Origin of the sequence: Ruegeria profundi (assembly GCF_020171505.1) — a bacterium.
Taxonomy (GTDB): domain Bacteria; phylum Pseudomonadota; class Alphaproteobacteria; order Rhodobacterales; family Rhodobacteraceae; genus Ruegeria; species Ruegeria profundi.
Genome location: NZ_JAIUZS010000005.1, coordinates 236,525 through 260,271 on the forward strand (window position 1 = coordinate 236,525; position 23,747 = coordinate 260,271).

The window sequence follows — 23,747 nt, forward strand, 5'->3', positions numbered from 1 at the left end:
CCGCAGCCCCTGCGGCCTTTCGTGCGATTGATAAGTTGTCCGATCAGCGCCACCTTTTACAAATCGTGTTCATCGTGCTTTCGCGTGATGCCACAAAGCCAAGCCGATCCGACGGCAGCCAGTTTCGACCTTTTCCGCCGCTCGGCGGATCGCCAGCAGGAGACGACAGATGGGTATCATGATCCCGGCCTGGGTTGACGGCGAATTGACCCCAGTGGACAAGCTTGAGGTGCATGAAAAGGGTCTTCGGCACAAGGCGGTGTCGGTCTTTGCCGTTCGCGGGACCGAGATCCTGCTGCAACGCCGAGCCTTGGGGAAGTATCATACGCCGGGCCTCTGGGCGAATACCTGCTGCACGCACCCCGATTGGGGTGAAACGCCCTCGGAATGCGCGGTGCGTCGCCTGCGTGAAGAATTGGGGATCACCGGCCTGTATCCCGAATACCGCCATCGTCTGGAATATCACGCTGACGTTGGTAACAACATGATCGAACACGAGGTCGTGGACATCTTTCTGACCCATGTCCGCAGCCCGCTAAAAATCGAGCCGAACCCGGACGAAGTCATGGATATCCGCTGGATTGACTACCATGATCTGCTGGCCGAAGTGCAGCGGCACCCTCAGCGCTTTACGCCGTGGCTGAAGATCTATCTGCACAACTATGCCGACACGATTTTCGGCCCCGACCTGATGTTTGCAGCCACGTCCTGACATCCTTGGCTTGCAAGGGCGGCTCAGGCCGCCTAAATCAACGCGTCATGGCCAAACAGAAGACAGACCCGAATTACAAAGTGATTGCCGAAAACCGGCGCGCCCGCTTCGATTACGCGATCGAAGAGGATATCGAGTGCGGCATCGTGCTTGAAGGGTCCGAGGTTAAATCCCTACGCGCAGGTGGTTCGAATATCGCTGAAAGTTATGCCACGGTCGATAACGGAGAGCTTTGGCTGATCAACAGCTATATCGCGCCATATGAGCAGGCCAAGGTGTTCAAACACGAAGAGCGCCGCCGCCGCAAACTGCTGGTCTCGCGCAAAGAGCTATCAAACCTTTGGAACGCGACCCAACGCAAGGGTATGACGCTGGTGCCGCTGGTTTTGTATTTCAACCACAAAGGCCGGGCCAAGCTTAAAATCGGCATCGCAAAGGGCAAAAAGCTACATGACAAGCGTGAAACCCAGGCCAAACGGGACTGGTCCCGTCAGAAACAAAGGCTGATGAAGGATCACAGCTGATCCCTCACTATTCTCAGAACGCCATGGCAGCAGCGACCGCGCGCTGCCAGCGGGCATAGGCGGCATCACGGTCCTCTGCTGACAGTTTCGGCTCGAACCGGCGATCCAGTGCCCAGGTTTTCGAAAACCCTTGTTGGTCAGGATAAACCCCCGCGCGCATTCCGGCTAGCCACGCAGCACCCAGAGCGGTGGTTTCCTGCATGACAGGGCGGTCGACGGCGGCACCCAGGTAGTCTGACAGCCCCTGCATCGCCCAGTCCGAAGCACTAGCCCCGCCATCTACGCGCAGGGTGACCTCGGTATCTACGCCCCAGTCACCCTGCATGGCATGCCACAGGTCGCGGGTCTGGTAGGCGATGCTTTCCAGCGTTGCCTTGGCAAATTCTGCACGGCCGGAGTTGCGGGTCAGGCCAAATATCGCGCCCCGGCAATCGGGCTGCCAATACGGCGCTCCGAGGCCGGTAAAGGCAGGGACAAGTACAACGTGCTGATTCGGATCGGCCTGTTGGGCCAGTTCGCCGCTTTCGGGGGCCGTTTCGATGATCTTCAGGGCATCCCGCAACCATTGTACCGCAGCCCCAGCCACAAAGATCGACCCTTCCAGCGCATATGTCCGTTGCCCATCCAGTTGGTAGGCAATTGTTGTAAGCAGGCGGTTCTTTGACGCGACCGGATTATCGCCCGTATTGAGCAACGCAAAACAGCCCGTTCCATAGGTCGATTTCATCATGCCGGGTTGGAAACAAGCCTGCCCGATCGTGGCGGCCTGTTGATCGCCGGCAACGCCCAGAATCGGGATATTTCCCCCTAATAGGGTCGTATGTCCAAAGTCCGAGGCACAATCATGCACCTCGGGCAGCATGTTCATGGGCACATCCAGCAGGTCGCAAATCTCGGCACTCCACTCCCCTATGTGAATGTCAAACAGCAGGGTGCGGGCGGCGTTGGTTGCATCGGTGGCGTGATTGCGGCCTTCGGACAGGCGCCAGATCAGGAAACTGTCGATGGTGCCGAACATCAGCTCTCCGGCTTCTGCGCGGGCGCGGGCGCCGGGCACATTGTCCAACAGCCATTTGACCTTGGTACCTGAAAAATATGGGTCCAGCAAAAGCCCGGTCTGAGAGGTCACGTCATCTTCGCACCCCGCTTGCTTGTAACGCGCGCAAATATCGGCGGTACGGCGATCCTGCCAGACGATCGCATTGTGGATTGGTTGGCCCGTGGCGCGATCCCAGACGACGGTGGTTTCACGCTGGTTGGTGATTCCTATACCAGCGATCTGCTCTGGCGTTACGCCTGTGCTGTCTATCACTTCGCGGCAGACACGCAGGACACTGTCCCATATTTCCTCGGCATCATGTTCAACCCAGCCTTCCTGCGGGAAATGCTGTGTGAACTCGTGCTGCGCAGTGCCTGCGCGCTGCATATTGGCGTCAAACAAAATGGCCCGTGATGATGTGGTGCCCTGATCAATAGCGAGAATATAGGTCATTCCCCGCGCCCCTCCCGTTTGGTTTTGCGGGACTTTAGCGCAAACACTGCCGGACGTGCCAGAGCGTTCAGACAGCAATATTGTCGATAAGGCGTACACCGTCCGCCCACGCTGCCGCAAACAGTCGGGCGGGGCGTTGCGTCACGCGGGTCAGGGGTTCCAATGTTTCTGCACACCGCAGTTGAATATATTCGACTTGCGTAAAACCCGCAGCCAGCAAATCCGATTCAGCTTGTGGAGCCAATGCATCGAAGGCCGCACCCTGTTTCAGGGTTACGGCCAGATCAGCCATGATACGGTATTTGTTGGCCGCAACTTCCAACCCTTTGGGCGAAAGACGCAGGTTGCGCGACGACATCGCCAACCCCGAGGGTTCGCGAACGGTTGGGCAACCGACCACCTCAATCGGAATGTCCAGATCACGGGCCATGCGGCGGACAGTCATCAGTTGTTGGTAGTCTTTCTCGCCGAAATAGGCTCGATCTGCCTGCGTTTGCAGGAACAGCTTGGCCACAACGGTGGCAACGCCATCGAAATGTCCCGGACGGAATTCGCCCTCCATCACATTGGTCAGACCCGCGACAGAGACTGTCGTGGCAAAGCCTTGCGGATAAACCTCTTGGGGGTCAGGCACATAAATCGCATCAACACCGTAGGGGGCCAGTTTTTGTGCGTCTTCATGCTCAGTCCGCGGGTAGTTTGCCAGATCTTCAGGGTTGTTGAACTGTTTTGGGTTTACAAAGATCGTGACGATAATATGGTCTGTGCCAGCTTTGGCAGCTTCGACTAGGGACAAATGCCCCTGATGAAGTGCGCCCATCGTAGGAACGACTCCGATGGTTTCGTCATGGCGATGCCACTTGGTCGTCAGCGCGCGCAATTCGGTCAGGCGGCGCAATATAGGGGCGTTCATGTCGCGGACCCTTTGGCCGGGGCGTGATCTGCGAACACATGTTCGTCGGCAGGAAACGTGCGAGAGCGTACGTCGGCCGCGTATTCTGCGATGGCATCCTCGGCCTGCTGTCCCAAGTCGGCATAGCGTTTGACGAATTTCGGCTTAAACGCGGTAAAAAAGCCCAGCATATCGTCAACAACCAGAATTTGCCCGTCACACCCTGCTGAGGCGCCGATTCCGATGGTCGGAATCGCAACCTCCGCAGTGATTCGGTCGGCCAGACCCTGCGGTATTTTCTCAAGCACAACGGAAAAAGCGCCTGCCTCGGCCACGGCATGCGCATCTGCCAATATGGCCTGCGCTTGCTGATCGCGGCCTTGCACCTTGTAACCGCCCAGCGTGTTGATCGACTGCGGTGTCAGCCCGATATGCGCCATCACCGGAATGCCGCGCCGGACCAGAAAGCGGATCGTTTCGGCCATTTCCACGCCGCCTTCCAACTTGACCGCACCTGCACCGGTTTCCGCCATCAGCCGGGCAGCGTTGCGAAACGCCTCTGCCGGGTTGAGCTCATAGCTGGCAAAGGGCATGTCGATCACCATCATCGCATTGTTAAGCCCGCGCGAAACGGCCTGACCATGCAGCACCATCATCTCCATCGTCACGCCCAGCGTCGATTCCAGCCCATGCAGCACCATACCCACGCTGTCGCCGACCAGAACAAAATCGCAATGCGCGTCCATCAACTTGGCCACCGGCGTGGTGTAGGCCGTGAGAGAAACCAAAGGCGTACCGCCTTTCCGGGCGCGAATATCCTCGGCATTGGGGGCTTTTTTGCGGGCGGTGGCGCTCATGGTCGCTCCTCCGGAGTTCATGTTGCAGCGCGGCATAGCAGATTGGACAGGGTTATAGAAACCCCGGTTGCGCGAACATTTCCTTGATTGAACCAAGGTTTAAAGGAACATTGTTTCTATAAAGCCCGCAAAACAGCGGGGACAGTTATGCAACGCGGGGAGATTTTCATGACTAAGCAAGCGTTTCGATCATTTGCTTCTGCGCTGGTTTTAGGGACCAGCGTCTTTGCCACCGGGGCTTTGGCCAAGTCCGACATCACCATCGCGATGCAGCTTGAACCACCGCACCTTGACCCCACAAGCGCCGCGGCCCAAGCCATTGATTCCGTGGTTTACACCAACATTTTCGAAGGTTTGACGCGTTTCATGGGCGATGGTTCGGTCGTGCCGGGGCTGGCCGAAAGCTGGGAAATTTCTGACGACGGCACCGTCTATACTTTCAAGCTGCGTGAGGGGGTCGCGTTCCATGACGGCACCGCAATGGATGCCGAGGACGTCAAGTTCAGCCTTGATCGCGCCATGGCCGAAGACAGCGTCAATGCACAAAAAGCGCTGTTTGCAGGGATCGAAAGTGTTGAGGTAATTGACCCCTTGACCGTTTCAGTCACCCTGTCCGAACCGAACGGCAATTTCCTGTTCAATATGGCATGGGGCGATGCGGTCATCGTGGCACCTGAAAGCATTGAAACCATCCAGACCAATCCAGTGGGCACAGGGGCGTTTACCTTTGGCGACTGGGTGCAGGGCGATAGCATAGTCCTGAACCGCAACCCGAATTACTGGGGCGAACAGCCCGCGTTAGAGACAGCCACCTTTAAATTCATCTCGGACCCGACGGCAGCGTTTGCTGCCATGATGGCTGAAGACGTGGATGCATTCGACAACTTCCCTGCCCCCGAAAACCTGCCACAATTCGAAGCTGACCCGCGGTTTCAGGTGATTGTCGGTTCGACCGAGGGCGAAACGATCCTGTCGACAAACAACAAACAGCCTCCGTTCGACGATATCCGTGTGCGGCAGGCGTTGGCGCATGCCATTGACAGGCAGGCGATCATTGACGGGGCGATGTTTGGTTATGGCACACCCATTGGCACGCATTTCGCACCTCACAACCCGGCCTATGTCGATCTGACCGGAACCTCGAACTATGATCCGAAAAAGGCAACTGAGCTGTTGACCGAAGCGGGGTATGCAGACGGGTTCGAAACCACGTTGCACCTGCCGCCTCCGGCATATGCCCGGCGCGGAGGCGAGATCATCGCTGCACAACTGGCCGAGGTTGGTATCAAGGCCGAGATCATCAACGTCGAATGGGCGCAATGGCTGGAATCGGTCTTTAAGGGCAAGGATTTCGGCCTGACCGTCATCAGCCATACCGAGCCGATGGATATCGGTATCTACGCGCGGCCCGACTATTATTTCCAGTATGACAGCCTGGACGCCCAGACACTGATGCAGACGCTGAATGCAACTACGGACCCGGACGAACGCAAAAAGCTGATGGGTGAGATGCAGCGTCTGATCGCGAGTGATTTCGTCAATGGCTACCTGTTCCAGTTGGCAAAGTTAGGGGTCGCGAAGACCGGCGTTCAAGGTCTGTGGGCTAACGCGCCGACCGCAGCGATTGACCTAACCCAGATCAGTTGGGCCGAATGACAAAACCTCGTTCGGGCCCCTTGCTTGCTCGGGGCCCGGCATATCAATGTTGATGGTGAGTTTTTCCGATCATGAAACGTTGCATTAAGGTACTGGCGTTCTTTCTTGCCGCCTTGTTGCTTCCTGGGGAGCTAGGCGCACAAGGCTTGTTTCATGGGCACCACGACAGGCTTGTTGGAACACCGGACAACCCTCTTGAGGTGGGTGTTGGTATCAAGATCGATCAAATCACCGACGTCAATCAAAAGGCCGAGAACTATGGCGCCGTCGTTGTCCTGCGGTTAGAGTGGACAGATCCCACGCTAGCATTTGACCGAGAAGCAATGGGGCGGGATTTTCGCGTATTTGATCCTCCGGCTTTCGTTACCCATGCGAGCAACCTCGATACAGTTATTCCGGCATTTGTCATTCACAATCAGCAATCGAACCGGTGGATTCATGAATCAGCCGCCGCCCTACGTTATGATGGGCATGTTACCTTTATCGAAAAATCCTCGCTGATTTTACAGGCGCCGCATTTCAATTTTGTCAAATTCCCATTCGACACGCAGGAGTTTCATTTTGAGGTTGCCTCGGTATTCCCGTCCGAGTTTGTTCGCTTCTATTCACTCGATGCATTTTCAGGCTTGGGCGACATGCTGGGTGAGGAGGAGTGGATTCTTGGAAACGAAAGACTCCTTGCTTCGACCACCATTGGCTTGTCCGGAAGGGAAAGTGATCAGGTAGAGCTTGTGTTCACGGGCACACGGCATCTGACCTACTACGTTATTCGAATCTTTCTGCCTATGCTGGTTCTGATCACCGTGGGCTGGGCCCTGTTCTTCCTGGATGAATACCAAAAAAGGATCGAGATCGCCGGCGGCAACTTGTTGGTTTTTGTGGCCTTTAACTGGGCGATTTCTGCTGACCTGCCAAAACTGGGATATCTGACGTTTTTGGATTTTGTTCTGCAATGCATGTTCCTGATGACCGGCGCGATCATAGTTTTTAACGTCGCCTTGCGAAGGATGAAGACTTCGGGCCGGGTAGGTAGTGCAAAGATGCTGGATAATTACGCGATCAAGTGGATCTATCCACTAGGATACGCAGCAATTGTCGGCTACGCGATTTTTGCCTATCTGCTGGACCCGGGCTTTATGTCACCCTAACGTAGCCCCAATGCTCCGCTATACCCTTAAACGCCTGATATCCCTGCTGATCAGCCTTGTGGTTGCGTCCGTGGTCATCTTTGTTGTGATCGAGGTCGCGCCCGGTGATCCGGCCTCGTTCATGCTGGGTGTGAACGCGCAAGAGGACACTCTGGCCGCGTTGAGGGCCGAGCTGGGGTTGGATGTGCCGAAGGTTCAGCGGTATTTCAACTGGGTCAGCGGTATGCTGGTGGGGGATTTCGGAACATCCTATACCTACCGCACACCAGTATCGCAGATGATCGCGGATCGTCTTTGGGTTTCGTTGCCCTTGGCGCTTTATGCGCTGGCACTGTCCACCCTGATCGCGTTCCCGGCCGGGATTTACGCTGCTGCACGCCGGGGCAAGCCGGGCGACCTGACGGTAATGGGGGCGACACAACTGGGAATTGCGGTGCCCAATTTCTGGTTTGCGATGATGCTGGTGCTGATCTTCGCAATCAACCTGCGATGGTTCAACGCCGGGGGGTTTGCAGGTTGGGACAACGGCCTGTGGACGGGTCTGCACTCGCTCACCCTGCCTGCCATCGCACTTGCCCTGCCGCAAGCCGCGATTTTGGCGCGGGTCATGCGATCGTCGCTCTTGGATATTCTGGGCGAGGATTTCATGCGCACCGCCCGCGCCAAGGGGGTATCCCGCCGTCAGGCATTGTGGCGGCACGGTGTGCGCAACGCTTTAATCCCGGTTCTGACGATCATCGGGCTGCAATTCTCTTTCCTGCTGGCGGGGTCGATCATCATCGAAAAGGTGTTCTACCTGCCGGGTCTGGGGCGGTTGGTATTTCAGGCGATCTCTGCGCGCGATCTGATTGTCGTGGAGTCAGTCGTCATGCTGCTGGTCTTCGCTGTCATCACGGTCAATTTTCTGGTCGACCTGGCCTATGCCGCCGTCGATCCAAGGCTAAGGAGCCGGACATGAGCCGCAACCTGATCCTTGGCGCGCTGCTGTCATCGCTGGTGCTGCTGGCGGCACTGCTGTCGTTTATCTGGACGCCTTATGACCATACAGCGTTGGATATCCCGAACAAGTTACAGCCCCCGAGTACACAGCATTGGTTCGGAACAGACCATTTCGGGCGCGATATGTTCTCGATGATCATGATCGGCGCGCGTACATCCATTGCGGTGGCCCTGGTGGCAGTCGGTATCGGGATGGCTCTGGGCATTCCGCTGGGCCTTATGGCCGCTGCGCGCAAAGGCACTTGGCTGGACGAGGTGATCATGCGCGGCAACGATTTGGTCTTTGCTTTCCCATCGCTGGTGATCGCCATCCTGATCACCGCCATTCTTGGTGCTGGCGCAATCAATGCAATCATCGCCATCGGAATTTTCAATATTCCTGTCTTTGCCCGCATCACTCGCGGGGCGGCGCTTTCTCTTTGGGAACGCGAGTTCATTCTTGCCGCACGTGTCTCGGGCAAGGGCGCGGCGCGGATCTCAGCAGAACATATTCTGCCCAATGTGGCCAATTTGCTGATCGTGCAGGGAACCATCCAATTCTCGCTTGGGATATTGGCAGAGGCAGGCTTGTCCTATGTCGGTCTGGGCGCGCAACCGCCAACGCCCAGCTGGGGGCGGATGCTGGCTGATGCGCAGACAATGGTGAGTTTTGCCCCACATTTGGCTCTGATTCCGGGTCTTGCGATCATCGTCACGGTGATGGGCCTGAACCTGTTGGGCGACGGGTTGCGAGATTGGCTGGACCCCCGCATCCGGGTAGCACGCGCATGAGCCTGTTGCGAATTGAAAACCTCTCACTATCGATCCACAGCGTTGAGATTCTGAAACGCGTCAACCTGTCAATCACACCCGGTCAAATTGTGGCCGTAACCGGTGAAAGCGGTTCGGGTAAGTCGATGACGGCACTGGCCGTGATGCAATTGCTGCCGAACGGAGCACAGGCAAGCGGGTCCGTTTTGCTTGAGGACCAGAAACTGCTGACCCTGTCGGAGCCCAAGATGTGCACCTTGCGCGGTGCCTCGGTCGGCATGGTGTTTCAAGAGCCGATGACAGCCCTGAACCCTGTCAAAACCATCGGCGATCAGGTGATGGAGACGATTCTGATCCACAAGGCCATGTCACGCAGCCAGGCTCAGGCACGGGCGCAAGAAGTGCTGACGCGCGTCGGGCTGCCCCAAGACCGCTTTCCGCTGTCACGCTACCCGCATGAGCTTTCGGGCGGTCAGCGCCAGCGGGTCGTTATCGCAATGGCTATCGCGCTGCGCCCCAAGCTGTTGATTGCGGATGAACCAACCACCGCACTGGACGTGACAACACAGGCACAAATCCTCGACCTGCTCAAAGGGCTGGTGCGCGAATTCGGGATGGGCCTGTTGATGATCACCCATGATCTGGCGGTTGTGGCCGACATGGCGGACGAGATTGTTGTCATGCGCCATGGTGAGGTGGTTGAAAGCGGGGCGACAACCGACCTGCTTCACAACATGCAGCAACCTTACACACGGATGCTATTCAAAGCCTCGGGTCATCAGGTGATCCTGCCAGAGCGGCCGCAGCCCCAACCATTGCTTGTGGTCACGAACGTCATCCGCACCTACCGCTTGCCGCGAAAAGGGTTGTTCGACAGGCCGGAACATCACCGCGCCGTGGATAATGTCAGCTTTGCCTTGAACCGGGGTGAACGCCTTGGCCTTGTCGGAGAGTCCGGTTGTGGAAAATCGACCCTAACAAAGGCAATTTTAGGACTTGATGAGGTACAGGCAGGTGAGATCCGATTGGATGGCCAACCTGTTTTTTCAGGCCACAAACCCAACCTCGCAGTCCGGCGTAAGATGCAGGTGGTGTTTCAGGATCCTTATGGCAGTTTCAATCCACGTCACCGCGTGGCCCGATTGATCGCCGAACCTTTTCACCTGCTTGAAACCCCGCCCACAGGGTCCGAGCGACATGACCGCATCGCGGAAATGCTCAAAGCTGTGGGTCTCAGCCCCGACGATGCAAGCAAGTACATTCATGAGTTTTCGGGGGGTCAACGGCAGCGGATCGCCATCGCCCGCGCCTTGGTCATCCAACCTGAGCTGATCCTGTTTGATGAGGCGGTCTCGGCCCTTGACGTTTCGGTCAGGGCGCAGATCCTCGACCTGCTTGCCGAACTCTGCGCCACCTACAACCTGACCTACCTTTTTATCAGCCACGATCTGAGCGTCGTCCGCACGATCACTGACCGGGTGATGGTGATGCAGGCGGGAAAGATCGTTGAAGAGGGCGAGACTGAACAGGTTTTTGCCCAACCCAAACACCCCTATACCCAAAGCTTAATCAACGCCGCACCGACCTTGCCAGATATCAGCAACAACGTCGCGTGAAGGGGTATTAGACCCTAAGGAGAGGAACTGATGTCTCATCCAATCTGGTTCAACACCGAGTTATGCCTGATCGGCGGCGAATGGGTCAGGCCGGTTTCGCGGGAAACACTGTCACTGACCAACCCATCTGACGGATCGGAGCTTTGCCGGATTGCGCGCGGAGAAATGGCGGATGTCGGCGCTGCAGTGCAGGCGGCGCAAAAGGCATTGGACGGTGCTTGGGGGCGAAAAACTGCGTTAGAACGGGGGCGCATCCTAACGCGGCTGGGGCAGTTGGTGCTGGAAAAGGTCGATGACCTCGCACAGCTTGAAGCGATGGATGTGGGCAAACCGCTGACGCAGGCGCGCGCGGATGCAGTGGCGCTTGCCCGGTACTGCGAGTTTTATGGCGGCGCGGCGGATAAGGTGATGGGTGAGACCATCCCGTATCTGGATGGCTACACAGTCTACACCCTGCGCGAACCGCATGGCGTCACGGGCCATATCGTACCGTGGAATTACCCGATGCAGATCATTGGACGCTCGGTCGGGGCGGCGCTGGCGATGGGCAATGCCTGTGTCCTGAAACCCGCGGAAGAGGCCTGCCTGACCGCACTGGCCTTTGCCCATCTGGCGCAACAGGCCGGCCTGCCGGCTGGCGCGCTGAACGTCGTGCCTGGACTTGGGGCCGAGGCCGGGGCAGCGTTATCAGCAAATCCGGGCGTCCATCATATTTCCTTCACAGGCTCGCTTGCGACCGGAGCGCTTGTCCAGCAGGCCGCCGGGCGCAATGTGGTGCCGGTGACGTTGGAATTGGGCGGGAAATCCCCGCAGCTGGTGTTTGACGATGCCGATCTTGATGCCGCCCTGCCCTTTTTGGTGAATGCGGGTATTCAGAATGCCGGGCAGACATGCTCGGCCTCGTCCCGCATTCTGGTCCAGCGCGGCGTGTATGATCAGGTCAAGACGCGCATGGCAGCGACGTATGCCGACCTGAAGGTTGGCCCTGCGCAAGAGGATTTGCCGCTCGGCCCCCTGATTTCAGCGCGGCAAAAGGACATTGTAACGGGCTTTTTGGCCAAAGGCTCTGACCTCAGCATCGCAGGTCAGGGGTGCATCGTTGACCATGCGCCAGAAAACGGTGCCTATGTCCAGCCGACTCTTTTTGCTGATGTTCCACCAGATCACGTTTTAGCCCGAGACGAAATTTTTGGCCCTGTACAGGTTCTGATTCCCTTCGACACCGAGGAAGACGCAGTTCAGATCGCCAACGCGACGGAGTACGGATTGGTCGCCAGCATCTGGACCCGGGATGGCGCCCGCCAGATGCGGCTGGCAAAACAGCTCCGCTCGGGGCAGGTATTCATCAACAATTACGGCGCGGGTGGCGGGGTGGAACTGCCGTTCGGCGGCGTGGGTAAATCCGGTCATGGCCGGGAAAAAGGGTTCGAGGCGCTCTATGGGTTCTCACAAGTAAAAACCGTGGCAGCGTATCACGGTTAGGGTCTAAACAATAACTTCTACCGATTCCTGCGCACCCACACCAAAGATCCGCTTGTAGCGCGCGATCTCATCTTTCGGACCCATCGCCTTTTCCGGGTTGTCCGACAGTTTCACGGTCGGTCGGCCATTGGCCGAAACCGCTTTGCAAACCAGTGAGAATGGCGCCAGCGCGTCATTCGGGACCAGGCCGCGGAAATCATTTGTCAGCAACGTGCCCCAGCCAAAGGATACTTTGGTGCGATGGGCGAATTGGCTGTGCAGCTCCTGGATTTTCCCAACGTCCAAACCATCCGAGAAAATGATCCGCTTTTGCGTCGGGTCTTCGCCGCGCGATTTCCACCAGTTGATAGCAATCTCAGCCCCCGTAGCCGGATCGCCGCTGTCTACGCGTATGCCGGTCCAACCCGCCAGCCAGTCCGGCGCGCGGTCCAGAAACCCTTGGGTTCCGTAGGTGTCGGGCAGAATAATGCGCAGGTTCCCATCATGTTCTTCGTGCCAGTCGCTCAGCACGTCATAGGGGGCTTGCGCCAGTTCTTCATCTGAATCGGCCAGCGCAGAATAGACCATAGGCAGTTCATGCGCGTTTGTACCGATCGCTTCAACCTCGCGCCGCATGGCGATCAGACAGTTCGAGGTGCCGGAAAACGCGGGCCCCAAGCCTTCTATCATCGCCTGCACGCACCAGTCCTGCCACAGAAACGAATGTCGCCGCCTTGTGCCAAAATCCGCGATCCCCAAGCCGTCAATCTTGCGCAGCTTTTCGATCTTTTCCCAGACACGCGTCATCGCACGGGCGTAAAGCACTTGTAGCTCGAACCGGCGCATTTGGTTCAGAACCGCACGCGACCGCAGCTCCATCAGCACGGCCAGCGCCGGGATTTCCCACAGCATGACCTCATGCCATTTGCCCTCGAACGTCAGCTCATACTGATCGCCTTTCCGCTCAAGGTGATAGGGCGGCAGGCGCAGATTTTCGAACCATTCCATGAAATCCGACCGAAACATCTGACGTTTTCCATAGAAGGTATTGCCGCGCAGCCAGGTGCTTTCGCCCCGGCTCAGACCAAGCGAGCGGATGTGATCCAGTTGCTCGCGCAGTTCACCTTCGTCGATCAGATTCGCCAGTGGAATGTGATTCGACCGATTGATCAGCGAAAAAACCACATCCGTTTGGGGCTTATTTCGAAACACTGACTGGCACATCAGCAGTTTGTAGAAGTCTGTGTCGATCAAAGACCGTACAATCGGGTCAATCTTCCATTTATGATTGTACACACGCGTCGCAATATCGACCATGGTAAAACTCCTGCGATTTCCGTTGTTAGATCAATAGGTGCGCGGATTAGCAAGAGTCGCTAAATTGATAACAATGACAAGTTGAGGTCACAAATCGAGCAAATTGTGTGGTCTTTTCATTGGTTAGTGAAAAGAAGGGGTTGGAAGAACAAGGTTTAGTTAGTGAATGGTTCTTGAGTACGATTTTGATATTGTGGCGATCGCACCGGACGAAGTCGATCCCGAACATGGTGTTGCCGCCATGAAGGGTCACCGGGCCGTTCGCGCGTCTTTCCGCAACGCCCGAACCATCGCGGCCTTGCACAGCGCGTCCCCCAAGATTCGCCGCATATTTCTGGAATCCGGGTTTAGCCTGGAATCAAAAGGCAATGGCCTGCCACACGGGTATTACCGGTCCGAGGATGCCGCAGATCGCGAGCGTATTTTAAAGCGGCTGTTTGCAAACATCCGAAATATGGGTGTTCAGGGCGAGTATTGCGGCGATTTCGACTTCTGGCAGTTTCTGGATGATGTGCGGCGCGCCCGACCAAGGGCAGAAATTACCCGCGAGGTACCGGACTGGACGCCAAAGGCCCGGCAAGCCGAGGTGAAGAAACCAAAGCGGCGTTCGATTCAGGGCCGTATCGGCTTTGCACTTGGGCTGGCGGTGATCGTGGTTATCATATTTAGATACCTGGCCTCCCAGGGCACCACACCCTAGGTCAGCGTTACGCCTGCATCTCTCATCGCTGTTTCGGCGGCGGTCAGCGACCCGTCCATATCAATGGCGCGACATGCGTCCATGCGAACGGCTACGTCAAACCCTAGCCGCGCAGCGTCCACGGCCGAGAAATGGACGCAGAAATCTGTTGCCAGTCCGACAAGGGTCAACCTGTTGATCCCGCGGGTCCTCAGATACCCTTCCAGCCCGGTTGGGGTCGTTTGGTCATTTTCAAAAAAGGCGGAATAGCTGTCGATTGCCGGGCGGAACCCCTTTCGGATGATCAGGTCGCCATCTGTGCGCAAGTCCGGGTGAAAGGCCGCGCCTTGTGTTCCCTGTACGCAATGATCCGGCCACAACACCTGCGGGCCATAGGGCATGTCGGTAAGGTCAAACGGGTTTTTCCCGTCATGAGAACTGGCGAATGAGGAATGCCCCTCCGGATGCCAGTCCTGCGTCAGGATAACGACATCAAAGTCGTCCATCATGGCGTTGATCGGGGCCACGATCTCATCCCCGCCGGATACGGCCAACGCACCACCGGGGCAGAAATCGTTCTGGACATCGATTACAAGCAGGGCATGGGTCATCGCGGTCTCCGTCAGGTTGCAACATCGGTAAGCGGATGAAAGGGGGGCGTCAATCCAATCCCTTGCGACTCTTTCAGCGCGGGTTTAGACCGCGCATATGTACACGATTGCCGCCTTATATCATTTCACGCGTTTCCCCGACCACGCTGCCCTGCGCGAGCCGTTGATACAGCTATGTCGCGAGCAAGGGGTCAAAGGCACACTGCTGCTGGCGCAAGAGGGGATCAATGGCACCATTGCCGGACCACGAGCGGGGATCGACGCGGTACTGGCTCATATCCGTGCCCTGCCCGGCTGTACCGACCTGGAGTGGAAAGAGGCGACCGCCGATCATCCGCCCTTCGGCAAGATGAAAGTCCGCCTGAAAAAAGAGATCGTGACAATGGGCCAGCCGGATATCGATCCCCGTGCCCGCGTCGGCCACTATGTCGACCCCGAGGATTGGAACGATCTGATCCGTTCAGACGATGTTGTGGTGATCGACACTCGGAACGATTACGAAGTGGCAATTGGTACGTTTGAGGGCGCAATAGACCCTGAAACAGCCAGTTTCCGCGAGTTTCCGGCCTGGTGGGCGGAAAACAAGGATCGGTTCCATAACAAGCGCGTCGCGATGTTCTGCACCGGCGGCATCCGCTGTGAGAAGTCGACGAATTTCCTGTTGGGCCAGGGGGTCGAGGATGTGTACCACCTGAAGGGTGGCATCCTGCGCTATCTCGAGGAAATGCCTGCCGAAGACAGCGCTTGGCAGGGTGAGTGTTTTGTATTCGACAATCGTGTCTCGGTCGGACACGGGCTGGTCGAAGGCCCGCACAACCTGTGTCACGGGTGCCGCCGTCCGATCCTGCCCGAAGACATGAAGCGCCCTGAATACGAACATGGTGTGTCTTGCCACAACTGCATTCATGAGACATCCGAGGCCGACAAGATGCGCTTTCGCGAGCGGCAGAAACAGATCGCCCTGGCACGCCAGCGCGGACACGAGCATCTGGGCACCGACTAAGGCTCTGATAAACAAGGTTGCAGGGGCGGGTCGGAAAGCCGATCATCATACCCGTATCATCCGACCGGAGGTATCATGCGCCGCGAACCAAAAACGCTGGAAGAGTGGAAGTCGACCCTGGTCGCCGCGCTTGGCCTGGTGATTGTCAGCTTTGTCGCCTGGTTTGGTCTGTCCCGTCTGAGTGAGACGACCGCCGGCGACAAGATCGGTACGGCGACAACGATACTGCTGATGATCTGGCTGGTGTCGCAGACCTGGTACTCAATGACTCAGGTCAAATCGCCAAAGCGCCAGCTTTTGCTGATGGGGATATCCTTTATACAAGTCGTCCCCTTCCTGTTTGCCGCCGTCTACGGCTCGTTCGGGTATTACGACCTGTGTGTTGTTGGTGCCAAAGGGCCATATGACGTTCTGTATTTTTCCTACGTCACCTTCACAACTGTGGGGTTCGGCGACTTGCGTCCTGCGGGTCTGTGCCGTGGGTTGGCGGTGGCCGAGGCGATTACCGGTTACATCCTGTTAGGCCTGTTCGTCGCCGCGGCTGTCGGGATTTACGCGCGGGATCACAAAAGGGACTGACCGCTTATTTGTTGCGGTCGATCCATTTGGACATGGCGTGTTTGTCGCGGAAACACTCGGACGGGATCGGCCTACGTTTGCTGCGCGAGATGCGTTCAGCAAAAGCCACCTGTTTGCCTGTGGGATAATTGGCGAAAGGTGACGGGTCATGCGGTTTATGCGCCGAAATCCAAGCCGACATTGACTTGCGGTCGCGCTGCGCCTCAACAGGAATATCCAACGCGGACTGTTTGGCGATGGCGCGGGCATAGCGCATCTGCCGGTCGGTAACGGGTAGCAGATGATAGTCGTTTGATGGGCCGCCCAAGGCGGTGCTTTGCGTGTGTTGGGCCATCGGACGTTCCTCTGACTGTATAGAACAAAGATGGAACATTAACAGTTTATTTCAAGTGGGGGCACGGGGGACTCGGCGGAAATATGCCAGGCCAGCCTTTTTTGACTGACAAACCAAAAAAGATAACTCCGCAGAAACCGGACCTCTGCGCCTGTTCCCGACATTTCGCGTCGGGAACAGAGCATAAGCTGCCCGTGACCTGTGGCTGACTTTCCTGAACGGGCACGCAAGCACACGATCAGGAGGAAAGCCCCATGAAAACCCACGCACAGGCCGTTGTGATTGGTGGAGGGCTGGTCGGATGCTCGATCCTTTACCATCTGGCCAAGCTCGGCTGGACCGATGTGGTCTTGCTGGAGCGTGATGAGCTGACCTCGGGGTCGACCTGGCACGCGGCGGCGAATATCCACGGACTACATGACAATAACAACATCACCCGCATCCAGCACTACACAATGAACCTGTACAAGGAGTTGGAAAAGGAAACCGGGCAAGGCTGCGGCGTTTTCCAACCCGGCTCACTGTACTTGGCCCAGACAGAGGATCGCGAGCACCAACTGCGCTTGCAAGAAGCCAAGGCGCGGTTTTATGGCCTGAACTTCCACGAAATCAGCCGCGAGCAAGCGAAAGAGCTGCACCCGCTGGCACAGTTCGATGACATCCGATGCATCATGTACGAACCCGATGGCGGCAACGTGGATCCCTCAGGCGTGACAATGGCCTACGCTGCCGGTGCGCGTGCGCTGGGGGCAACGATTGAGCGGTTTTGCCCTGTAATAGGGACGGAACAGCAGCCTGATGGCTCGTGGATCGTACGTACTGAGAAAGGCGATATCCATGCGCAATGGGTGGTGAATGCCGGGGGTCTTTGGGGTCGTGAGGTTGCAGCGCTAGCCGGGATCGAGCTGCCGTTGCAACCGACCGAACACCAGTATTTCGTGACCGAGGCAATTGAAGAGGTTGCGTCTCTGGGCCGACGCTTGCCCTCAATCGCTGACCGTGATGGCGAATACTACTTCCGTCAGGAGGGCAACGGGTTGCTGATCGGCGCCTATGAGAAGGACATGAAATTCTGGGCAGAAAACGGTACCCCGCTGGACTTTGCCCATGATCTGTTTCCTGACGATCTGGACCGGATCATGGAGAATGTGATCCGCGCCACTGAACGGGTTCCGGTTGCGGCAACCGCAGGCGTAAAACGGGTAATCAATGGCCCGATGATCTGGTCGCCCGACAGCAATGCGATTTGGGGGCCGGTGCCGGAGTTGCGGAACTACTTCTGTTGCACTGGTATTATCCCCGGCTTCTCGCAATCTGGCGGCCTAGGCTTGCTGTCGGCGCAATGGATGATTGAGGGTGAACCGCAATACGACATGTTTGCCTGGGATCTAGCCCGATTTGGGGACTGGGCCGATAAGGCGTTCACCAAGGCCCGTGTCGAAGACGCGTATACGCACCGTTTCGCCATTCACTTCCCGAACGAGGAACGCAGCGCCGGCCGCCCTGCCCGCGTTCGCCCGGCTTATGAAATGCAAAAAGAGATGGGCTGCGTGTTTGGACTGAATTGCGGCTGGGAGCATCCGCTATGGTTCGCCGATCAGCCCGGCACGACCGAGACCAACGGTTTCACCCGCCAAAACTGGTGGAAGCCTGTCGGTCGTGAGGTGCAGATGCTGCGCGATCATGTTGGCGTCATAGATATTTCGAATTTCGCCAACTACGTGATCAAAGGCCCGGGCGCACATGACTGGCTGGATCGTTTGGTCGCAAACCGGGTGCCAACCGAAATCGGGCGCTCATGCTTGACGCCTCTGATCTCGGTGCGCGGTGGTGTGGCGGGCGACTTTACCATCACCAAGGTCGCTGACGACGAATACATGATGATCGGCTCAGGCATGGCCGAACGCTATCATCAGCGGTTTTTCAATATGGTCGACCTACCAAGCGACACCACGTTCGAAGTTGCCACTGACCGTATCGCAGGCGTCAACGTTGCCGGACCCAAGTCGCGCGATCTTTTGCAGCGCTTGACCAATGCGGACCTGTCGAATGAAGGGTTCCGTTTCATGCGATCTCGGGTGATCGATGTTGCCGGAGTCACCTGCCTCGCCATCCGTGTCAGCTTTACAGGTGATTTGGGGTGGGAGTTGCATTGCGCCGAGAGTGATCAAATCAGGCTCTATTCCGCGCTTATTGATGCGGCTAAAGAGCTGGGCGGAGGTCCTGTGGGCGGTCGCGCACTGGGGTCTCTGCGCATCGAAAAAGGCTATGGCTCATGGGGGCGTGAATATTCTCAGGAATACTGGCCGCAGGAGGTTGGGCTAGCGGGCCTGATCAAGCTGGATAAGGACTTCCTGAACAAGCAAGCCTATCTTGCCATCAAGGATAACCCCGCCCGCGAAATTCTGTCGATTTTCGAGGTCGAGGCGGTTGAGGCTGACGCGACCGGAGGGGAGCCGATCTTTACCCCCGAGGGCACCCCCGTGGGTCGCGTAACGTCGGGCGCATATGGGTATTCGGTAGGTAAATCTCTGGCCATTGGATATGCTGACCCCAAAGTGGCGGGTGCGGGCGATACCGTCGAAGTCTTTATTTTAGGCAAACCGCACAAAGCCAAAATACTCGCGGAACCGCCATTCGATCTCGAGGGGCTTAAGCTACGTGACATTCAGCCGGTTGCCGAGACGATCTGATGGCCGGGACCTTCTCAAGCGTTGCAGATTTTGCCCTGAACCGCAGCGCGGATGAGATGCCCGAAAGCGCCAAACAGGCGGCGGCGCTGATGATGCTGGATACGATGGGCATCCTTATCGCATCCGGCCCGATGGAGGCCGGGGTGATCGCGCGCGATACGGCAGCAATGCTCTATACCAGTTCCGACGCGAGCTTTAGCGCGCGAATGGCCTTTGATGGCCGCTCGGTCAGCATGGCCGGGGCGGCTTTTGCAGGGGCGACCCAGATCGACAATCTGGATGGTCACGATGGCTATCAACCCACCAAGGGGCATATTGGCGTGGTGGTTCTGCCAGCGCTGATTGCACTGGCCGAGCATTGCCCGGATCTGACAGGCCCCGACGCGTTGGCGACCGTTATAACCGGGTACGAAATCGCCGGGCGCGCCGGGCTGTCGTTGCACGCATCGGTGAGCGACTATCATACGTCAGGTGCGTGGAATGCGTTGGGCGTGGTCGCAATGGCCGCTCGGCTACGGGGCCATACGCCGAACGAACTGCGTCAGGCGATGGGTATTGCCGAATATCACGGCCCCCGCAGCCAGATGATGCGCGAGATAGCCAATCCAACGATGCTGCATGACGGATCGGGATGGGGGGCGCTGGTCGGTCTTTCCGCCGCGATCCTGGCCGAGCGCGGATTTACCGGGGCACCCGCCATCACAATTGAGGCTGAGTCCGCAGAACCACATTGGGCTGATCTGGGCCAGTTCTGGCAGGTCGAGCATCAATATGTGAAACCGTACCCGATTTGTCGTTGGGCCCATGCATCAATAGATGCCGTGCGTTTGGTGATGCGGGACAACAACCTGACACACACGCAGATTCGATCTGTTCAAATCAATACATTCCATCAGGCGGCATGTTTGTATGCCGGGATGCCCGCAACAACGTCGCAGGCGCAATACTCACTCCCTTTCGCGGTCGCCGCGCAAGCCATCCACGGCCGGATCGGCGTAGAGCGTATTGCGGGCTCTGGTTTGTCGGACCCGGCGATTGCCGAGTTTATTTCCCGTATTCATGTGACTGAAACGGATCGCCACAACACCCGTTTCCCCGTGGGCCGCTGGGCCGATGTCACGATCGAAACCACGGACGGTCAGCTTCTAAAATCCGAAGACGTCCACGCGCGGGGCGGCCCTGAGGCACCGATGCAACGGGGTGAAGTGATCGACAAATACCTGGAGTTTGCGGTACCGGTCATTGGCCTGGAGCGCGCCGAGGCGATCCGGGATGTTGTTTTGGGTTGGGTCGCGCCGGGCTCGCGATTCTCTGATCTGTCACCATTGATCTTTGAGCCCTGACGCACGGATTTGTCTTGTTCCTATATGTCGATTAACCGCCGGATTAGGGGATGCACAGCCAGACTCAGTTCTCAACCAGCGTTCCCAATAGGTCAGCAACCATTTGGCGGGTCTCCGCGCTGTCTCTCAGCAAGCTTTTCGCATCAGCCAATGGAGTGTCCGGCAGGCGACCCACTTCGGCGGTTAAGCCCAGCGTCGACTTGATGACCAGATCGAACTTTTCGCTCTGCGCCAACTCCGCCTCATCTGTCTGATCGGCCAGCCAGTAGAACCGGCTTGCATCATCTGTACGGCCCGCATCACGCATCAAGGCCCCCGCGGCGGCAAATTCACCGGCGGCCTGTAAAGCTTCGGCTCGCAAATCTATCGCCTCCTCTGTGTGGTCGTCTTCCAGCTCAAGCAATGCCTGATGCGGGCGTTGGTCCAAAAGCGCTGCTCTGGCGCGCACGCGGGCTAGCTCGTCTGTTCTGAGCCTATCCTGAGGCCGATTTGCCAAAGCCCGCGCCTGTCTTGAAAATCCAAGCTCGGTCAGCCGGTTCGCAACAGCAATGGCTGTATCAGTTGTAAGCTGGTCGGCTTGCTTTTGCGGCAAAGCCAGAATACGGCGCGAAAAGGTGGCATCTTCTGCCCGCTCCGTAAGAATAAGCACCACGCGGTTTAATGCGTCCGCGGTATCCTCGTCCTCGGGAAGCTCGGCCAATGCATCCAATGCGGCATCGAACTCTTGCCCCAGGCTAAGCGCGACTGCGTGCGTCCGTTGCATCATTTCGCCAATGTCAGCATGGCGAAATTCAACCGTGTAGGAGTCCGCCAATTCCAGTTCTTTGGGCGAGATCGCGCCACGTTCACGCCAACGTTTGTCCACCAATCGCGTCAACGCTATGGGTGCCTCGAACGTGGCGTCCGAGGCTTCGATGGCTTCGGTCAACAACGCTTCGGTCTTTGGGGCATCACCTTCAGCTGATGCGACACTTGCCTTGGCGTGCGCAAGGCTCGCATTCGTCTGAGTGTTGACGCGATCAACCGAGCGCAATACGCGCCGCGCAGCCTCCAGTTCCTTTCCATCTACCAGAATATCGGAAAGTGCCGGACCAACATGGCGCCGCAAGTGATCAGGCAACCGGACAAAGCTTTGTTCGATCGCTGTCAGATTGGCGTCTTCTCGCAGGTTCCCTTCGGTCAGAGCCGCCCAAAGGGCTGCATCACTGTCGCATCGCTGAAGCCCGGCAAACGGGTTGTTTTCGGTCAAAGGTCCGTTGTCCAGAACACGCCCAATGGCGGCGACACGATCAGTTTCTAGTGATTGGTCGCCCAGTAAATTTAAGGCCGTCATCGCTTCGGCGCCAAAACCGGAATAGGCATAAAGCTTTGCCAGTTCCATCGCCTTCTGCGTATCAACGGTGTCGAACTCCTGATACAATTCGGACCTAAGATATGCAGCCTGTACGGCGAATGGTCTGCCATCTGACCAATCTTCAAACGCCAGTTCGTCGCTGGACACACAGTCGCGACGTTTCTTCAACTCGGGGATATCCGGCCCAAGAAGACCTTCAAGATCGTCCAGGATAGACGTAACCTGAATGTTCATCTCCAAATCAGATGGTAAAAACACCTCTTGCTTGCTGGTCGAGGCCCTTGGTCCAACCGCCGCAATGTTCAGATCGATAATGTCCCGATCCGCGCCTTGCAAAAGACGGGTCGAAAGCTGGTCCTCGAACCCGTTTGCGTTCTGGTTCAACAGCGGTAAAGCCAACGTGTCCAAGGCCTGTTCCGATCCAGGTGCAGGTTCCTGTTTCCGGTTTTCGGGCAAAACCGGCAGGGGCACATCGCTGATCAGCGAAGGCGGCAAGGTGCCGGGAGCGATATCAATCACGATCATTGTATTCTTGAACAGATAGGCCGACGCGACACAATCGCAACCGAACTCCAATTCAAGGGCCGCGCCGGGCTTTGCCTGAGACATGGCGGTCAGCCGGTCTTGCGTCAGGCGCCGAAAAACCGAGCTAATGTCATACGTTGCGTCCTTGAGAGCGACATGCAGCCTTGCGCCGTTTTTCGTGTGTTTCAGAACCCAGCCGGTGTCTTGCGGCACGTGGACAACAAGTCGGGTGAAACCTTCATGCTCGCCCGAGCGTACGGTCAAGTCATCTGCTGCAGCCCCCGAGGCCGCCGCGATCACTGCAGCAGTAATAAATGCGAACCGGTTCATGCTGCCGCCTGCTTGAGTTGTTTCAATGCCTCTTCCAACTCGGTAAAGCCGGGACGGTTATGAGTGGGCGTGTTCTGACGCCCAACCTCGATACACATGGCGGCGTTATGGTTGTGCATATTTGCGACCAAAACTTCTTTGATCAGTTGGTAGAAATGATTGTCCTCTTCAACAACCGCCTTCAATTTACCCGCAAACGGACCAACCAGACCGTAAGCTAAGAACACGCCCAGAAAGGTCCCCACAAGCGCGCCCCCGATCAGCTTGCCCAAGACCTCTGGCGGCTGGTCGATCGAGCTCATCGTTTTAATCACACCCAGAACCGCCGCAACGATACCCAAGGCGGGCAAACCGTCCGCAACCGTCTGCAAGGCGTGACTAGGATGCATTGCGCGGTGGAAATTCGCCTCCATCCGTTTGTCCAAAACCTCTTCCACCTGGTGCGGATCGTCGTAATTCATCGAAGCCGAGCGCATCGTGTCACAAATCAGGTCAACAGCTTCTTTATCGGCCTTTATTTTCGGATAGGCAGAAAACAGCGACGAGTTCTCAGGGTCTTCTATGTGGTGCTCAACCTCCACCGGGTTCGCCTTGGCAATTCGGATCAGCGAGAACAGCAGGCACAGCAAGTCACGGTAGTCCTCGGGCTTCCATTTCGGCCCCCGGAAGACTTTTCTCATATCCCTGACCGTGTGCTTTACAGCACTCGAGTCGTTACTGATCATAAAGGCACCGACGGCTGCGCCGCCGATAATCATCATTTCAAACGGTAGCGACTTCATAATGATGGTCATCGTGCCGCCCGCCGCCAGATAGCCGCCGAACACCATTGCGAAAATGATGACAATTCCGATAACTCCGATCATGGGTGA

Annotated in this window: 21 protein-coding genes; 13 read left to right on the top strand and 8 right to left on the bottom strand. The window is 57.2% G+C overall.

All coding sequences use genetic code 11. The features are described 5' to 3' along the window. The first annotated feature begins 169 nt into the window (after window positions 1-169). Both idi and smpB read left to right on the top strand, forming a co-directional pair. On the top strand, window positions 170-712 hold the full coding sequence (idi, locus tag LCM21_RS13640) for an isopentenyl-diphosphate Delta-isomerase (RefSeq protein WP_068336747.1): 543 nt from the start codon (window positions 170-172) through the stop codon (window positions 710-712). 47 nt (window positions 713-759) lie between these two features. Then, window positions 760-1,236 (top strand): SsrA-binding protein SmpB, encoded by a 477-nt coding sequence (smpB, locus tag LCM21_RS13645; protein WP_068336745.1) that lies wholly within the window; start codon window positions 760-762, stop codon window positions 1,234-1,236. 13 nt (window positions 1,237-1,249) lie between these two features. Here the strand turns inward: smpB and glpK are convergent, their stop codons facing one another. From glpK to panB, 3 genes are all read right to left on the bottom strand, one after another. Then, window positions 1,250-2,728: a glycerol kinase GlpK gene (gene glpK / locus LCM21_RS13650; RefSeq protein WP_224891091.1), complete on the bottom strand. Its 1,479-nt coding sequence runs from the start codon at window positions 2,726-2,728 to the stop codon at window positions 1,250-1,252. A 67-nt stretch (window positions 2,729-2,795) separates the two neighbouring features. Further along, a complete protein-coding gene (panC, locus tag LCM21_RS13655) occupies window positions 2,796-3,641 on the bottom strand; it encodes a pantoate--beta-alanine ligase (RefSeq protein ID WP_224891092.1) in 846 nt (281 codons plus the stop codon). Then, window positions 3,638-4,477: a 3-methyl-2-oxobutanoate hydroxymethyltransferase gene (gene panB, locus LCM21_RS13660; protein ID WP_224891093.1), complete on the bottom strand. Its 840-nt coding sequence runs from the start codon at window positions 4,475-4,477 to the stop codon at window positions 3,638-3,640. Before panB ends, panC begins: the two co-directional genes overlap by 4 nt. Before the next feature lie 168 nt (window positions 4,478-4,645). Between panB and LCM21_RS13665 the strand changes: the two genes are divergently transcribed. The 6 genes from LCM21_RS13665 to LCM21_RS13690 all read left to right on the top strand — a co-directional run bounded on the left by LCM21_RS13665 (window position 4,646) and on the right by LCM21_RS13690 (window position 12,128). After that, the gene (locus LCM21_RS13665; RefSeq protein ID WP_224891094.1) at window positions 4,646-6,133 is read left to right on the top strand and encodes an ABC transporter substrate-binding protein; all 1,488 of its coding nucleotides are present in this window, start codon (window positions 4,646-4,648) and stop codon (window positions 6,131-6,133) included. 71 nt (window positions 6,134-6,204) lie between these two features. Then, window positions 6,205-7,281: a ligand-gated ion channel gene (locus LCM21_RS13670; RefSeq protein WP_224891095.1), complete on the top strand. Its 1,077-nt coding sequence runs from the start codon at window positions 6,205-6,207 to the stop codon at window positions 7,279-7,281. 10 nt (window positions 7,282-7,291) lie between these two features. Beyond that, complete coding sequence (locus tag LCM21_RS13675) at window positions 7,292-8,239, top strand: ABC transporter permease (protein WP_224891096.1); 948 nt, start codon at window positions 7,292-7,294, stop codon at window positions 8,237-8,239. Beyond that, window positions 8,236-9,051, top strand: a complete 816-nt coding sequence (locus LCM21_RS13680; RefSeq protein ID WP_224891097.1) for an ABC transporter permease — start codon at window positions 8,236-8,238, stop codon at window positions 9,049-9,051. The genes LCM21_RS13675 and LCM21_RS13680 overlap by 4 nt, the downstream gene beginning before the upstream one ends. Beyond that, complete coding sequence (locus LCM21_RS13685; RefSeq protein ID WP_224891098.1) at window positions 9,048-10,646, top strand: ABC transporter ATP-binding protein; 1,599 nt, start codon at window positions 9,048-9,050, stop codon at window positions 10,644-10,646. The genes LCM21_RS13680 and LCM21_RS13685 overlap by 4 nt, the downstream gene beginning before the upstream one ends. 30 nt (window positions 10,647-10,676) lie before the next feature. Beyond that, a complete protein-coding gene (locus tag LCM21_RS13690) occupies window positions 10,677-12,128 on the top strand; it encodes an aldehyde dehydrogenase family protein (protein ID WP_224891099.1) in 1,452 nt (483 codons plus the stop codon). A gap of 3 nt (window positions 12,129-12,131) precedes the next feature. On the opposite strand, the gene pncB is transcribed toward LCM21_RS13690, so the two are convergent. Next, complete coding sequence (gene pncB, locus LCM21_RS13695; protein ID WP_224891100.1) at window positions 12,132-13,424, bottom strand: nicotinate phosphoribosyltransferase; 1,293 nt, start codon at window positions 13,422-13,424, stop codon at window positions 12,132-12,134. Between the two features lie 166 nt (window positions 13,425-13,590). Here pncB and LCM21_RS13700 point away from each other — a divergent pair, with 166 nt between their 5' ends. Continuing rightward, a complete protein-coding gene (locus tag LCM21_RS13700) occupies window positions 13,591-14,124 on the top strand; it encodes a hypothetical protein (protein WP_224891101.1) in 534 nt (177 codons plus the stop codon). Here the strand turns inward: LCM21_RS13700 and pncA are convergent. Then, a complete protein-coding gene (gene pncA, locus LCM21_RS13705; RefSeq protein WP_224891102.1) occupies window positions 14,121-14,714 on the bottom strand; it encodes a bifunctional nicotinamidase/pyrazinamidase in 594 nt (197 codons plus the stop codon). The two genes, LCM21_RS13700 and pncA, sit on opposite strands and share 4 nt — an antisense overlap. Window positions 14,715-14,811: 97 nt before the next feature. Here pncA and trhO point away from each other — a divergent pair, with 97 nt between their 5' ends. Both trhO and LCM21_RS13715 read left to right on the top strand, forming a co-directional pair. Beyond that, complete coding sequence (gene trhO, locus LCM21_RS13710; protein ID WP_224891103.1) at window positions 14,812-15,717, top strand: oxygen-dependent tRNA uridine(34) hydroxylase TrhO; 906 nt, start codon at window positions 14,812-14,814, stop codon at window positions 15,715-15,717. 75 nt (window positions 15,718-15,792) lie between these two features. After that, entirely contained in the window at window positions 15,793-16,296 is a 504-nt protein-coding gene (locus tag LCM21_RS13715; protein WP_224891104.1) for a potassium channel family protein, read from the top strand. Window positions 16,297-16,300: 4 nt separating this feature from the next. Here the strand turns inward: LCM21_RS13715 and LCM21_RS13720 are convergent, their stop codons facing one another. Continuing rightward, window positions 16,301-16,630 (bottom strand): hypothetical protein, encoded by a 330-nt coding sequence (locus tag LCM21_RS13720; RefSeq protein WP_224891105.1) that lies wholly within the window; start codon window positions 16,628-16,630, stop codon window positions 16,301-16,303. A 254-nt stretch (window positions 16,631-16,884) separates the two neighbouring features. Between LCM21_RS13720 and LCM21_RS13725 the strand changes: the two genes are divergently transcribed. Both LCM21_RS13725 and LCM21_RS13730 read left to right on the top strand, forming a co-directional pair. Beyond that, window positions 16,885-19,323, top strand: a complete 2,439-nt coding sequence (locus LCM21_RS13725) for a GcvT family protein (protein WP_224891106.1) — start codon at window positions 16,885-16,887, stop codon at window positions 19,321-19,323. Next, window positions 19,323-20,666: an MmgE/PrpD family protein gene (locus tag LCM21_RS13730; protein WP_224891107.1), complete on the top strand. Its 1,344-nt coding sequence runs from the start codon at window positions 19,323-19,325 to the stop codon at window positions 20,664-20,666. Before LCM21_RS13725 ends, LCM21_RS13730 begins: the two co-directional genes overlap by 1 nt. A 64-nt stretch (window positions 20,667-20,730) precedes the next feature. Here the strand turns inward: LCM21_RS13730 and LCM21_RS13735 are convergent, their stop codons facing one another. Both LCM21_RS13735 and motA read right to left on the bottom strand, forming a co-directional pair. Continuing rightward, window positions 20,731-22,875: a hypothetical protein gene (locus LCM21_RS13735; protein ID WP_224891108.1), complete on the bottom strand. Its 2,145-nt coding sequence runs from the start codon at window positions 22,873-22,875 to the stop codon at window positions 20,731-20,733. After that, on the bottom strand, window positions 22,872-23,741 hold the full coding sequence (motA, locus tag LCM21_RS13740; RefSeq protein WP_068336699.1) for a flagellar motor stator protein MotA: 870 nt from the start codon (window positions 23,739-23,741) through the stop codon (window positions 22,872-22,874). Before motA ends, LCM21_RS13735 begins: the two co-directional genes overlap by 4 nt. Between the last annotated feature and the right edge of the window lie 6 nt (window positions 23,742-23,747).